At 52.0% G+C, this 14,393-nt stretch carries 8 protein-coding genes; 2 read left to right on the top strand and 6 right to left on the bottom strand.

Annotated elements, in window-relative coordinates; genetic code table 11:
• Positions 1 to 24: 24 nt before the first annotated feature.
• Both CK500_RS16925 and CK500_RS14490 read right to left on the bottom strand, forming a co-directional pair.
• Positions 25 to 501 carry a hypothetical protein gene (locus CK500_RS16925; protein ID WP_144049563.1) on the bottom strand — a complete coding sequence of 159 codons (477 nt, stop codon included), beginning with the start codon at positions 499 to 501 and terminating at the stop codon, positions 25 to 27.
• Between the two features lie 22 nt (positions 502 to 523).
• Complete coding sequence (locus CK500_RS14490) at positions 524 to 1,099, bottom strand: hypothetical protein (RefSeq protein WP_095637933.1); 576 nt, start codon at positions 1,097 to 1,099, stop codon at positions 524 to 526.
• A 95-nt stretch (positions 1,100 to 1,194) separates the two neighbouring features.
• Here CK500_RS14490 and CK500_RS17820 point away from each other — a divergent pair, with 95 nt between their 5' ends.
• On the top strand, positions 1,195 to 1,866 hold the full coding sequence (locus CK500_RS17820; protein ID WP_095637932.1) for a site-specific integrase: 672 nt from the start codon (positions 1,195 to 1,197) through the stop codon (positions 1,864 to 1,866).
• A gap of 49 nt (positions 1,867 to 1,915) precedes the next feature.
• Here CK500_RS17820 and CK500_RS17470 read toward each other — a convergent pair whose 3' ends face one another.
• A complete protein-coding gene (locus tag CK500_RS17470; protein ID WP_198951577.1) occupies positions 1,916 to 5,569 on the bottom strand; it encodes an Eco57I restriction-modification methylase domain-containing protein in 3,654 nt (1,217 codons plus the stop codon).
• A gap of 162 nt (positions 5,570 to 5,731) precedes the next feature.
• Here CK500_RS17470 and CK500_RS14475 point away from each other — a divergent pair, with 162 nt between their 5' ends.
• Complete coding sequence (locus tag CK500_RS14475; RefSeq protein WP_095637931.1) at positions 5,732 to 8,038, top strand: Eco57I restriction-modification methylase domain-containing protein; 2,307 nt, start codon at positions 5,732 to 5,734, stop codon at positions 8,036 to 8,038.
• Between the two features lie 8 nt (positions 8,039 to 8,046).
• On the opposite strand, the gene CK500_RS14470 is transcribed toward CK500_RS14475, so the two are convergent.
• From CK500_RS14470 to CK500_RS14460, 3 genes are all read right to left on the bottom strand, one after another.
• Complete coding sequence (locus CK500_RS14470; RefSeq protein WP_095637930.1) at positions 8,047 to 11,853, bottom strand: helicase-related protein; 3,807 nt, start codon at positions 11,851 to 11,853, stop codon at positions 8,047 to 8,049.
• 85 nt (positions 11,854 to 11,938) lie between these two features.
• Positions 11,939 to 12,160: a hypothetical protein gene (locus CK500_RS17815; protein WP_095637929.1), complete on the bottom strand. Its 222-nt coding sequence runs from the start codon at positions 12,158 to 12,160 to the stop codon at positions 11,939 to 11,941.
• 16 nt (positions 12,161 to 12,176) lie between these two features.
• Complete coding sequence (locus CK500_RS14460) at positions 12,177 to 13,847, bottom strand: AAA domain-containing protein (protein ID WP_158224047.1); 1,671 nt, start codon at positions 13,845 to 13,847, stop codon at positions 12,177 to 12,179.
• Positions 13,848 to 14,393 lie beyond the last annotated feature (546 nt).

Genomic DNA, 14,393 nt, shown 5'->3' with positions numbered 1-14,393 from the left:
TCCGACGTCTATCGGAAACCGATGTCACAAGAGAGACGCAGCAATCTGGAGCAAGAAGCCGAATAAGAGGAGAGAACTGCCAGCCCGAAGATACCACTCGCGGGCCCGCTGTTCAAGCTGGTGAACATGGCGTTCGATATATCGATCGACGAGTGTTCGAGAGATTCGTCCGTCGCGAGCGTGAATCGAATCCCCATCGGTGTGATATCGAACTTCGACAGCGTCGGGCTCATCCTCCAGGCTTACGACGACGATCTCCTTTATTGGGCCATGTACCTCGACTCGCCCGTCAAGTGCCTCACATACGGCCTCAAATCCAGAATCATCCGAGGTCAGTTTCCCTTCGCTCAGGAGAGTTACCCGGCCCTGTTCGATTTGTTGGATTTCATCCTCAGGTGTTTTGTATGCCCGAAATTGTTTGAACTCAGGAAGGACGACCATTAGGGCACCAGCAGCATCTAGGCCCAAGCCTACGGTAGCAAGCGTTTCTATCCCGACCATTTGTTGATTCCAAAAGATTTCATCAGTTTTCGAGGACTTCATTAACAGCTGGGATCAATTCAGACCGATAGCCAGCAGACACAAGGAACTCCTGGATGTGCTCAAACTCCTGCTCTCCCTCTGGAGAGTTTGTCAGGAGTAGTTCTTCGATCACCTGCTCACCGTCATCGCAAAGAGCTACAGATTGGGCGAGAGGAGTGTCCTCAAGTGGACCTCGTCGCTCATCAATCACGATCGTCTGCCACCCGCCCTGGTACTGGTATCGGTAGAGGGTGATAGTGCGGACGGTGTCATCGTCGACGAAGAAACTCGTTCGTTCGCGGCGTGGAGCAATAGCGAATTTCCCGCCATTAATCTCCTCTGCCAATAGGTCGAACTCGTGAAATTCTGCAGGAACGGGACCGTCAACGACGTGAGTAATGACTCCCGGCCAAGTGAATCCGTAGATTCGCTCGAAGAAGTTAACCGACTGGCTTTCACCGGATTCAAAGACCAGTAGGAGGTCTCCGAGCTGGATTTCTCTCTCATCAACTCGGATGTGGGAAGCGTAAGGATAAGCGTCACTGTCGTCCAGAACCTCGATGTCGGGTTTAGACATAATCCTAAGTTGAGTGTGTGGTGGTATGTCGTTTTATACTCCTTGGCACTCGGAGAAGATACAGATTATCTTTGTATCGACAGACAGCGACAGGTATGGAAGCAACACGAGAAAGGGCTCTTAGCGAACGCGAGTTCGAACTATTGTTAGAAGGAGCCGGGCGGATATCAGATACCCAAAGACGTCTAGAGACACGAGCGGCTATCCTCCTCGGGGGACGTTTGGGACTCCGGCCAGGAGAAACGACGCACCTGTCTACGTCGTGGATTGACCCAGAGCGTCAGATGATTCAAATTCCTAAACAAGAAGATTGTACAAAGGGACGTGACGGCGGTATCTGTGGCTACTGTCGGCAAGCAGTGAAACAACGAATGGACCACAATCCCGAGAAAGACTTCCAAAGCTTCGCAGATCGCTATTGGCTCCCGAAAACAGAGGCCGCGTCTCGAACAGTGCCGTACCATTTTTCGTATCGAGTCCGAATCGCGATTGAGTTATTACTTAAGGAACATGGCGGTTGGCCATATTCGTTCTCGACCTTACAACGACGGCTGGAGACTGCCCTTGAACTGTCTCCAGAACTGTCCAACGACGCAACCTCGTTACACGGACTACGTGCCACAGCAGCGTCGTACCATGCAGGAAGAGGCTTGGATCTCCCCGCACTCCGAGCAATGTTCGGTTGGGAAGACATCACGACTGCACGTCAATATCTGAATGTCGATGGAGCGATGACCCGGCGAGCGCTGGACAGTATTCATCAGTAAAGCTGGACCCACTGATGACCGGGAACCAAGTGTAGCGCTAATTCAGTAGTTATTCCATCGGCCCTACGTCCCCAAGATGAGCGTATTTTTCAGCAACCTTTTCGAAGTACTCTTCCGTCATAATTCGAGGATTCAACACCCGATGAAAGTCATCAAGAACGAACTGCATTTCCTCCTCATCCAGCCCATATGCGTGGAACACGGCCGCATCGACTTCGGCTTGTAGTTCACGCCGAGTCTCCATATCCGTCGCCGGCTCAATCCCGCCGAGTCGCTCACGCATCTCAGCAAACTCCTCACCATAACAGTTGAGCTTCGCCGCTCGATCAGCGATGTAGTGGAACCAGTCGTCGCCGTCAGTGAGACGAGGAGCCTGTGACTCCTCAAACTTGTACTTCGAGGCGTGGGAATCGACCTTTGTCCGCATCAAGAAATCGAACGGGATACTGTTGATCAGCCCAAGTGCGACGAAAAGCTCCTTATCAGAGAAAACACGGTCGTAAGCACTATGCATCGGGAATTCCGAAAGGTCGTCCTTGGTAGGGTTTGCTTCGAATGGCCGAACCGTGTACAGCGTATGGACGACGACTCCACCCGGTGGGATTACAGCCGCGATGAGCGTCCGTTCGTCGGTTGCACGAGCGACTTCACGGAGCACAAGCCGGTATTCAGAACTATGGAGACGGATGTCCTCCAAAGAAAGTTCGGGGCGGTCGAATTCTTCTGTTAGCAACCGATTGACGAACCGCTTCTGCGAACTTGCCGGGAGATGGCGGAACTCAGGGTCATCAGCGAACTTGTTGTAGATAGCCTTCTTCAGGCTGATCGCATCGTCCCGGGCACGGAAGTTCTTCTCTCGAACGCGACGCTTCGCGCTCAGCTCCTCGTTATCCTCATCGACACTCCACAAAGAGATGGGTTTGAGATCGTCGACGTAAGTCGACTCATAACAGAATTGGTGAATGTTCTTTCCCTGATAGACCGGATAATCCCCTTTGGATTCGTCTTCGATGAATCTATCCCGATCTCGTCCTCGATCCAGTTCCTTGTACAAGACCGTTCGCCAAGCACCTTCAATTTCAGTCGCCAATGGTGGTGTCTGGAGAATTTTATCCAGCACTGAAACCTCCTGCTGATCCTCGATGTTGGGGAAAATTCGAGCTCCAGGAGAATACTCTTTGAGGATTCGCGCTGGAATTTCTAGAGCTACATCGTCAATTGACCGAAGAACATCAACGGAAGTCTGATGAAAGATTCCGTGGACAGTATCAGTGCTTCCCTCTGTTCGGAGCGTAACGATACCGAAGTTATACCTAGTGTCTATATCGGAGAAGATACCGCGATTTTCAAATCCGATGATACTCTGAATCTCAGACTCTTCCAATGCATGTACTCGCAAATCCTTTCCAGCGGCGGCATTGAAGAACGGACCTGGAAGCAACTGTGAAACATAACCACCGTCTCTGACGATATCATAGACTCGCTCAAAGAACAGTAGGGACAGGTCGTTCGTCCGTGCAACCTGTTGTCCTTCTACGCTTGGTGTCTGGTACTCGTATTCTCCACTCTGGTTAATATAGGACGCTTGCCGTTCCTTGTCACGCTGGAACTTCTCCCATTCGGCAGCGATTTCAGGGTTCTTTAAGAGTTCCTCTACCTTCTTGTCCTTTTCACCTGGTGGGCGGCTACGAAACTCAGTATCGTACTTTGGGAAGAAGTCCGTCCGGTATGGCTTCAGCTCATCCCACGGTGGGTTCCCAATGATGACATCAAAGCCACCTTCCCGATAGACTGTCGCGAACTCGAGCACCCAATGAAACGGTGAGAACTCCTCTAATTCCTCAAGAGAAATATCCTCGTCGACAAGTTCGTTGAACTGATCGCGGATCTTCTCATTAAGCTCCTCGCTGTGGGTGTCGATTTTTCTTTCAGCCATTTTACGGGCATTCTGCGCTTCACGAGCAGAATCCGCAGCTCGATGGCGGTCCTGTTCCCGGATGACATCCTCATAGAGATCTTTGACTGCAGTTCCGACACCCCAATTCGAGAGTGACGCGTCGCCAGCATCTTCCCGTGCGACTTCTTGGAGCTCAGTGAACCCGATCAGCGAGTTACCCTGACGGATGTTAAAATCAATATTTGGGAGGGGTTCGACCTCGTTCGGTTCGTCCTCGATATCAGCGACCATCGACAGCCACAGGCGTAGTTTACAGATTTCGACTGCCCCGTCTTCGATATCGACTCCATAGAGATTGTGAAGGATGATAGAACGCTTTGCGAAAAGTGAGACCCCTCCATGTCCCTCTTCTATTCTCTCCAATTCTTCACGGCTACGACTCTCCAACTCCCAGCCTTGCCCTTCAGCTTCGAGCCGCTGGAAATACTCAATGCATTGCATGTATAGGTCCATCAGCACCTCCTGTGCGGCGAGCAGGAAGGCGCCACTTCCTACGGCGGGATCGAGAATGTGTGCTTCCTTCAGAATGTCGTGGTAGAGAGTCTCCACATGGCTGGTCTGGACATTTTCCGTTGGAACTTGCTGAGTTATGGTTCCGCCATCGGCAACAGCTTCTGCGCTACTATCTGCCTCGGGCACGGGGAATCCGAACACATTGTCAATCTCGTCGTAGTCTGCGTCCACAGCCTCGTTGAGTTGATCGAGCAGATACGGATGGATCGTTCGGCGGGCCATGAACCCCGTGATCTCTTCCGGTGTGTAGTACGCCCCCATCTCCTTCTGATTGACCGTTTGTTCGAAGATGTGGCCCAAGATCGCCGGGGAGAGGTTCTTGGGATCGACGATGTCGAGTCGTTCGTCGACGTTCCAATTCCAGTCGGAGAGGAAGTCGAGGATATCATCGAAGAGCCCGTTCGTTTCCTCGGCAGAGCCACCTAATTTCGCGTCCTCAAACTCCTCTTCGACAGGATTCCTTGCGAACAAGCCACCGTTCAGGTACGGAAGACTACCGAAGTCAGGGTTCTGTTTGTCTTCTGCGAGGTATTCGAAGAAGAGCGGTTCGTAGAACTCTTCGTAGTGGTCACCACCCTCGTCAACGACTTCATTCGGCTGTTCGTGAAGGTAATTCGGGTTCCGATCAAGAAGGCGTTTTTCCTGGATGAAGTATAGGAAGATCATCCGGTCAAGAATGACCTGCACATATCGTTGCTTCGCATCACCACGATCGTCAGGGATGCCTGTAACCTCTTGAATGAGATTTGTCCGGAGTTCCTCGAACTGTTCATAGAACTCCTTGACGACCTGTTGCGTATCGTAGAGCGTATCGTATATCGCAGCAGAGGAACCGTACTCGATCGAGTTCAGCTTCTGGAGAATAGTGTTCTTCTCTCCGCTGTCCCGCGTGAACTGCTCCTTCGAGAACGAAATCTTTTGATGCTTAATTCGACCGTGCTGCTGCCCCTCCCAGCTTCGGACTCGCGTAATGAAGGTGAAGGTCTCGAAATCGTTGGTGGCAACAAGGTTGGTATGCCGTGAGCGATTTTCCGGTTTGAAGTCCGTGGCAGTCTCACCGGGGCCAGCATTGACAATGACGATGAATTCGTCATCATCAAGCTGGACTACGAGTTCGTTATCGCCCCCAAGTTTCGGGCGTGGTTTGAGCCCGCGTTTTTCAAAGGAGTTCGCTATATCGTGTAAAGAGTCCCAGCCCGCGATATCGGATGCGGTGATCTGCTGGAGAGTCATACCACCTGAAAGTTGCTTTACTCATATGAAAATGATGGATATGAGGGTGGCTTTCGACTGAACTGGTCAATACACTTGTTGAATAGAGTGTAAGAAGCAGCTCGTATTTCACCGGCAATCGTAGATAAAGTCGAAAACAGCCAATAGCGAGACGATCAGTTGATGCAATGCATTGAGTATTTCCAGCGGCTCGAAGCTGAAGGGCAAGGCTGGGAGCTAGAATCCAGAACGCGAGAAGAGATAGAGGAAATCGAGTCAGGGAAAGGCTCCTCATCACTGTACGCAAAGCGAACGGTCATCCTCAACAATTTGTACGGAGTCGATATCGACGAAGGTGCTGTTGAGATTTGCAAGCTCAGACTCTGGTTGTCGATGGTCGCTGATATCGAGGATGAACCGAGTGAGGTTGAGCCGCTCCCCAATATCGATTTCAACGTACGGCAAGGGAACAGCCTAATCGGCCAACTCGATACCGACATCGAGAGTAACGAAGACGGAGACAGCGATCTCGATTCTTGGGAGGTGAAAACTCGCTTTGAGGACGTGAAAGAGGCCATCAAGAAGCACAAGAAAGCGGAGACCAGTGTTGAAGCTCAAGAATGGCGGAAAGAAGCAGAAGTTAGAATTGAGGAACACCGGGACAAATTTGACGAAATCCTACGGCGAGAATTCCAAGACGCTGGCTTTGACGACATAACGATCGAGGGAATTCGGGAGTGGTCCCCATTCCACTGGCCGTTGGAGTTCGCCGACGTCTTCGAGAAAGGTGGATTCGACGTGTTCATCGGGAATCCACCGTGGGACATGCTCTACGCGAATCGCGACGACTTCTTCATCCGCTACGATGAGCAGTTCCGTACCTATCCGTCGGAGGAAAAGGACGGTGTGATGGAAGACCTCCTCTCAAACCCAGAAGTTGCGTGGGAATGGGAGGACTACAAGGAGTCGATGGAAACTCAGGCAGACTTCTTCACGCAGGGAGATGTCTATAAGCTCCAATCTCCGGTGGTGGGGGGTCGAACGATGCCGACAAAGAACGAACTTTCAGCTCTTTTTCTTGAGCGGGTCTTCCGACTCTCCAGAGACGGCGTGAAGGTGAGTCTGCTCCTCCCCGGTACTATCTTCGGGGGAGTAATGGGGAAAGACCTCCGAATGCATCTGCTGGACCATACGGACGTGGAGAATCTCATCGGGTTCGAGAACAAGGGTATCTTTGAGGCCATCGACGATAGATACCGGTTCGCGATTCTGACGTTCGAATATGGGGGGAAGACATCAGCTCTTCGGGGGATATTCAACCAACGTGACATGGATATAGTCTACAGGATCGAAGATGAGGCAGTCAACATTCCGCGCGACGTACTCGTCAGTTATTCTCCAGAAGGGGGAATCTTCCCATCCATCACCTCGCAGATCGAAGTAAGCGTCTTGGAGAAGGTAGTTGAGCAGCCTTCCTTGGGTGAAGATTTAGAGGAGGCTTGGACAGTTGATATGCTTACTAAGGAGTTCGTTGAATCGACTGATAAGGATAGGCTCCTGACATCGCCGGAGGAGGCCGACTATCCCGTCTATGGCGGCAAAAATATTCATCAGTTTCAGTACGATAATACCCACACAGATGCGTTAGATGGACCGCAGTACTGGAGTCGGGGGATGTACGATCCACCGAATAGTGCTCAGTACCGTGTTCGAGAGAAGAAATTCAACAGGGGTAATCTCAAACGGGCAATCTACGACGCCTTTGGAGGTTCAGAGACGAGGAAGTCTCAAGTTCAATTCGTAGATGAACTACTCGAAGAACACCGTAGTCACGGACTTGAGGAAGAAGATGTCCTGCTCGATTGCACTGAATACCGAATCGGCATTCGAGACGTTTCTCGATCCCGGGACGAGCGGACGATAATAGCTACGGTACTTCCGAAGGACGTCATCTGTCTCCACACCATTAACACGTTCAAGCCGTTCGCTATTGAACCGGAAGAGGAACACCTCACAGAGTCCCCACTTCGGTCACCCTACGTCCGGCGATTTACGGATCAAGAACTCTTCGTGGCAACGGGACTCCTGAACAGCATTGCATTCGATTTCCTGATGCGAACTAAAGTCGAGACGCACATCGTCAAGCGCGAACTGCTGGAATCCCAGCTACCACGGCTCACCGACGGAGATGATTGGTTCCATTATATCGCTGAACGAGCTGCCCGATTGAATTGTTACGGGAAAGAATTCAAAGAAATGCGTGAGCGACTCGGCGGAATCGAGGCAGCGGTAGAAAACCAAGAACGCAGAGAATTACAGGCTGAAATCGACGCGGCCGCATTCCACGCGTATGGCCTGGAACGTCGTGACGTGAAGTTTGTCCTCGACGACTTCCATCGCGTTGAGAGTCCGAAGCTGATGGACGAGATGTACTTCGATCTGGTCTTGGAGAAATATGATTTAGTGGATCAGAAGGGGCCCCTACCGTAGCTCCCGAATCACTGTCCGACAACCCCCCAGCATACGAGCTTCGCTTGTACATCACTCTCTCCCATTAGTTTCGTCTGGTATTCAGTAGAGGCTTCGACGTTCTCTTCCAAGAACTCCTCAAGCTGACTGAGGAACTCCCCGGTCGGCCACTCTGGGAAAGAGTCGTACTGCTCGTTCTGGCGAAAGATTTCCCGTAGAATTCGGTCTTCATCCGTGTTCGCCAGCTTTACCTCCTGCAGCCGCGCTTCGATGTCGGTAGCCCATTCTCCTATCGTTTCGAACTCTTCAACAGGAGCCGGCTCATCGCCGTGATTCGGCTGAACGTAGTGACTGATGAAATCGAGGATCGTCTCTTGTTCCTTCGAGAAGGCCTCTCCCTGTTTGAAAGCACCCTCAACTTGGCCCTCTCGAATCACCTCAAGACGCTCGTTAAGCACTGCTTGAATTTCACCACGATTCGATAACACCGTATCTGGATGCCCGGTAATCGGTTCGCCGTCAACTGAAGGGTCAATATTGAGCGTGCTCACGGGCCGCTCTTTGACCTCGTCGGCGAAGGGCTTGTAGTAGAAAGCACGACGGACGCGACCAAGCGGGGACTCGTGGTCATCATCGTCAAACCAGAGGTGGGCAAGGGCGAACACGCCCGGACGAGGACCGGCATCGTGGTCAGTTACATTCGTGTAGAGGAATTCTCGTTCTTCGGGCGGGTCATTAAAGAAGTCCTCAGCGTACTCGAAGTCTTCCGCAGTCAGGTCATAATCCTCGTTCAGTTCTCGCTTCAGAAGGTACCGCTCGAACGCAGCGTGTTCATTACTCCCAGCATTGCGGAGGAGCGGATTCTTGCTCGTGTCGTCAAGTTCATTCACGTCGTCAATTTCACGGGACTTCTGGAGAGAGTCCTCGATCTCGTCCACCTGTAATTCCCCGATAGTCTTCTCCGTGTCTACACCTGTCTTTTCAAGAATCTGGTCTTCGTTCGGATCGAGGATGTTGTTCTCCTTTCCGACGATGAGCGCAATATCGTTGATCTTTGCCTGTAGGCGTTTCAGGAGCTTAATCGCCGCCTCGATGTCGCCGTCCGGGTAGAAGTTGTGGACGTGTTTCTCGGCGGTACTCCCGATCCGGTCGACTCGCCCGACACGCTGGACAATCCGCATCGGGTTCCACGGCAGGTCGTAATTGACCACAACATGAACGTCCTGAAGATTAACCCCTTCACTCAGCGTGTCAGTGGCCACTACGTACTGTAGCTCTGAGTCCCCCGATTCGGCGAGCGTTTGCTGGTAGCCTGACGCCTCGGGAGCAAAGCGTTGAATGATGTCCTGCTTATTCTCGTCACCACCCTTGACGACGGCACTGTTCGCCTCTGTGAGTGGGGAATCCTCGTTGTCACAGAGGGTTCGATAGACGTAGTCTGCAGTTGCTCGATACTGCGTGAAGATGAGCACCTTCTGATCGTGATTCGTGAGGACATCTGCAAGTCGGTCGATCTTCGGATCGCGGAACTCGCGGAGTGAAAAGACGGCCTCGTAAAAGTCGCGTGTGGCGGGGTCGACTTCGCTCAGGTCACTATTCGGGTAGAGAATCGGATTCATCTCCTCTTCGGGAATATCTGGGAGGACACCAGCGTCGTGGTCAGCGAGCCATTGCCGCGTGGAAACTGCATAATCGCTCACATCACCCGCATCACGGGCGACATCACCGATGAACTGCGAGAGGAAATACGAGAGAAGGGTAAGGTCCTCCCTGATGTACGTCTTCACCTCGCCGATGGTGGCGTCCGCCAGTTCATCTCCCTCAGTATCAGCTCCTTCTTCCGATTGAATAGCGGCGGTATCGAACCCGAATTCTTCGAGTGTTTGTTCGAGATCTTCAGCAGCGTCGGCTCCTTCGACAAAGTCACCGAGTTCAGAGTCATCCCCCTCCCGAACAGTTCGGAGCATATCGATGTCTTCGTCCTCGGGGAGTTCACCAAGAAGGCCGAGAAGCTGGCGTTCGCTCTGATGCAGCGTCTCGATCGACTGGACGAACGCGTACGTTGAGGACTCGAGCCGTTTGAGGAGGTTCAGCTTGTAGAGGGCTTTCAGCGTGCTCCCTGCTTTCGGGTTTTTGACTGTGATGTGAGGAAGGTGGAGGGCGTCCATCACGTCGGGAAGCATCCGATATATTGGCTGGTAGGCCGCCGGCAGGGAGTACTGTTGCTTGTTGAGTTTCGGCGGCTTGAAGCTCATCTCGAAGTCTTCGCTGTCCTGAATCTGATCTTTGACGTGCTTGCGCGTCCGGAGAACCATCACTTCGTTCAGGATATTCGAAATCTCAGAGGAGTGTCGCTGTAGCTGCTCGGTGATTTCTTGCTGTTCGTCGTCGCCGACCTCCTCTTTCCCGGATGCGATGCGTTTTCGCGTCTCCGAGAGTTCGATATATTCGTCGAACGCATCAAAGTCGAGTGACGCCTTGTTCCGAAGTTCCTCCGGGCTGGTGAACAAGCTGATGAGGTTCTTTAGGTCGGTAGCGCTGTTATTGATCGGGGTCGCGGTCAGCATAATCATCGTCTTTCCGCGAAGCTGCCTGAGATTCGCGTGTCGTCGCGTCCCCTTGTAGTCATCATCGTGGTCCGGATTCGGTCGCCACTTCCCGTAGTTCCGGAACCGATGAGCCTCGTCGATAAGCAGGACGTCGAACTCGTCTTTGAGGTCCTGCACCTCGTCGTAGGAGAGATTCTGGAACTTGCTGATACTCATCACGTCAAGGTGTGTGCCGTCTACCTCTAACCCGAAGTACGGATTGCCGTCTTCGTCAGTATCGTTCTGGAGTAGGTCTTCCCACTGATCAGTCAGGTTGGCCGGGACAATGAGGAGACAGTGGTCGCCACGTTGGCGGTAGTCGTGGAGGAGTTCACCGCCAATAAATGATTTCCCCAGGCCGACCGAGTCGGAGACGATGCACCCGTTGAACTGTGAGAGCTTTTCCTTTGCACTCTCGTACCCGAGCTTCTGGAAGTAGTACAGTGGGCTGTCACGGATGTTGACGTTCCCACTCAGTTCGTCGTAGGCAAGCAGCTTGTAGAGCTCGAACGGTTCGAGATACGTGCCCAGCTCCTCGGATGACGTCTCCTGGTCGGACTCGTCCTCCTGCTGTTCCTTCCAGTCCTGGTACTCCTCGCTGTTCTCGATGATTCGGATGATCTCCTCACTGAACTCCTCGGCGTTGGCCCACTGGTTGTCGTACCACTCCTCGAACGCTTCGGCCTTGTGTCGATCCTGACTCGTGAGGTTCAGCTCGATGTTGTTCTGGTGGCCGCTCTTGGTGAAGTTCGAGGAGCCGACAACTGTAGCGCATGGGCGGGTGTCTTCATCCTCGTCTTGTCCCCAATCTTCGTCATCTTCGAGTGGCGCTCGAAATGAGGCACCCTTTGCGTGGAAGTAACCGTTTTCGGGATTTCGCACACGGACGCTCACCTCGCCTTCGGCGATAAAGTCTCGTAGCCGGTCTAGTCGGCCAATTTGAGCGTTATTCAGCTCCGAGATGCTTTCTCTCACCTCTCTTTTGAGCTCCTCTTTGAGATTCTGCCCCTCACCGATTTCGTCAGCAGTTCCCCTATTCGTCTGACGACCCATCAAGATCCGAAGTGGAGCGTGGCCGAGTTCCTCGGGGTCAGCCAGATTCTCAAGGTCTTCCCTGTAGAGGTCGAATCCTGAGAGATAAAAGTACCCAGTTGCGATACGGCCCTCCTCAATCTGGGGAATAATCCGCTTGTAAGCGTCTTCTAATGTTCTGTTGGCGTTATCGACAAGCGGAGGAAGTGAGAGCATCGTAATGCCGAGATGTATTCAGTACGCTAACTTAGTGTTTAGTGACCACGGAATAGGGCTACCAAGTCAATTACGTCCGAACCGGTCATATTGGCCGTAGATCTCGCCAGCGAACGTCGACAGTTTCGCCATTATCCAGTTCCACTTTGAAAAGATAGCTCTCTCGTTCATCACCAGTTACTGTCCCTGCCTCATCAGGAATGATCTTAGTAACCATTCCTTGACGACTATGAAGCCGCTCATGGTCCGGATCCGTCTCATCTGGAATATCTATGCGAACACGATCTCCCGTATCAAATCGTTTCATAGCTAAGGTGATTGAGCTAGCTCCGATTGGAAACCATACAATCCCGGTCCTGAAGATAATCACGAAGGCGGGCGAAGGTATCCGCGCAGCTTTCTGAAGAATCACGGAAAACAGCGGGAGTCGAAAGCGTCTCCCAATCACCAATTAACACGAGACGTTTCTTTGCGCGGGTAATGGCTACGTTGAGCCGCTTTCGTGCGGTCTGAGGTGGAGACTCAAGGAATCCAGAATCGCTCTCGGGATTCGACCGAGTAAAAGAGACAATTATCACCTCTCGTTGGCCACCTTGGAACTTATCAATAGTCTCCACGTCGACACTATTGTACTCAAGGCCCTCGATACTGTTAACGAGTTCAGACCGAATGACCTCTCGCTGATCACTATACCCAGTGATCACGCCAATATCACTCGCATCAACATCATGATTCAGTGCCCTCTGAACCTGGGCCACTACATACTGTGCTTCGGTTGGATTGTGGTAGGAGTTCGAGCTGGAATTTTGAGCTTCGCCACTATTGTCATCGATTGCAAGGAGAGGCGAGAGGCCATCAATAGTTGCTGTCCGGTTGTCTTCGCCGTGTTCTAATCGCCCATCATAGAACTCCTGGCTCGCGAATTCGGCAATCGATTCATGCATTCGATACTGACGGTAAAGCGTCTGGGCGAGATCCTCTCCATAGACATCAAGGAGTCGCTCAAATAGAGACGCGTGTAGCCCCCGGTCGCGCATTTCTGGATCCGATACGAACGGGGGGAGCTGTCTGTGGTCGCCAGCCAGGATAGTCCGGTACCCAACTGAACGAAGACGGCCATGATCGGTTTCCTCAACACGGTTCCCCCATCCGAATGGAACAGCCGTTGCAGGTCCGGATGCCTGCGTCGCTTCGTCAATCACTACAAGGTCCAAGTTCACATCGTCTCGATCGTCAAGAACTGCCGCCGTATTTGTTGTTGATGCGATAATATTGGGACTCCCGATATTCGAATCCAGTCGGCTGGTGGAGGTATAGTAACGAGAGGCGACAAATGAATCGACATCTTGGCGGGAACTACCTATACGAACCATCGAAATTTCACGGAGTTCATCCTCGGCACTGAACCGTTGGACGATTCGATGAAGGGAGGCTTCATCAGGGACCTCGGTGGTGCTTTCACCTGCGACGATGTTGTCGACAGCTTGGTTCGAGTGAGCACAGACGAGAACAGTATCTCCGTTTTCGACCGCGTGCTCGATTATCGTGACCAACGTTCGCGTCTTTCCAGTACCTGGAGGTCCGTGAATACAGAACACGTCGTCTGCGCAAAGCGCATCGACCGCTGCTCGCTCTTGATAAGTATTCAACTCGAGGTCGGGGATGAAATCCAGATCGAGTGGAGAACTGAAATCGATATTCGAGTCCCCTCGAAGGAGCGATTCGGATCGCTCGCTCAATTGTTTGAATGCTTCGTACTCCCGACGTTCTGCCACTCCTTTTTCCACCACCCGGAGCGTGACCTGTCCAACTTCGCTAAGATCTACGCTCTCCCGGTTATAGGTTCCAAAGCCGTCATCGATGACAATAGATCTTCCATCGATTCGAGTGATAATCCCATCCAAAACTGCGGTACCACCATAATCATCTTCCCATAGAAGAGCGACCGTATTTCCTTCATAGATGTCGTATACATCCTCCACAGGTTCGTACATACGTCCGAGCGACTCTGACGACGGAAGATCAACGTTACAAGTTATCGTAGAAGGTCCCCTGTGGATATCGGTTGATCTGACCACTCCCCCTCCAGAACGGTCGACATCTACACCGTGACCAACGATAGTATCTAAGTCCCCTTGATGTTGGGACAAAAGCTCAGTTCGGACAAATTCGAGCGTCTCATCAACGAAAGTAGAGTACTCGTCATCACTCATCGGGGACTCAGCGCTAATTGGGTTTGGTCGATACGGAGGACGGTCGTCTAGAACATCAGATAGGAGGTCGTCCGGGTTTGAAAATCGTCGATCCCAGAAACGGAGCCGATACAGTAAGCCGGAACGTGAGGCGTTGTCATATTCAATAAAATCTGGAGCCTCATTATCTGTGTTATAATACTGAAGCGAATGACCGTATTCATCTTCAGTGTATAATACGTATTCGCCAGTTAGTGATGCGGACTCAGATTCATGAACTGGTAACAGGACAGCATCACCTCTGACCAAACCCCGTCGGCGAAATACAGCAATTAAGTGGTCTAAAGC

The organism is Halorubrum salipaludis, from assembly GCF_002286985.1.
GTDB lineage: Archaea > Halobacteriota > Halobacteria > Halobacteriales > Haloferacaceae > Halorubrum > Halorubrum salipaludis.
Note: the sequence above shows the minus strand (reverse complement) of the source record. Positions and strands in the feature narration are given on the sequence as shown.

Coding starts and splice junctions, on each gene's coding strand:
- CK500_RS16925 (WP_144049563.1), bottom strand. CDS start 501: ATGGTCGGGATAGAAACGCTTGCTACCGTAGGCTTGGGCCTAGATGCT.
- CK500_RS17820 (WP_095637932.1), top strand. CDS start 1,195: ATGGAAGCAACACGAGAAAGGGCTCTTAGCGAACGCGAGTTCGAACTA.
- CK500_RS14475 (WP_095637931.1), top strand. CDS start 5,732: ATGCAATGCATTGAGTATTTCCAGCGGCTCGAAGCTGAAGGGCAAGGC.
- CK500_RS17470 (WP_198951577.1), bottom strand. CDS start 5,569: ATGACTCTCCAGCAGATCACCGCATCCGATATCGCGGGCTGGGACTCT.
- CK500_RS14470 (WP_095637930.1), bottom strand. CDS start 11,853: ATGCTCTCACTTCCTCCGCTTGTCGATAACGCCAACAGAACATTAGAA.
- CK500_RS17815 (WP_095637929.1), bottom strand. CDS start 12,160: ATGAAACGATTTGATACGGGAGATCGTGTTCGCATAGATATTCCAGAT.
- CK500_RS14460 (WP_158224047.1), bottom strand. CDS start 13,847: ATGTACGAACCTGTGGAGGATGTATACGACATCTATGAAGGAAATACG.
- CK500_RS14490 (WP_095637933.1), bottom strand. CDS start 1,099: ATGTCTAAACCCGACATCGAGGTTCTGGACGACAGTGACGCTTATCCT.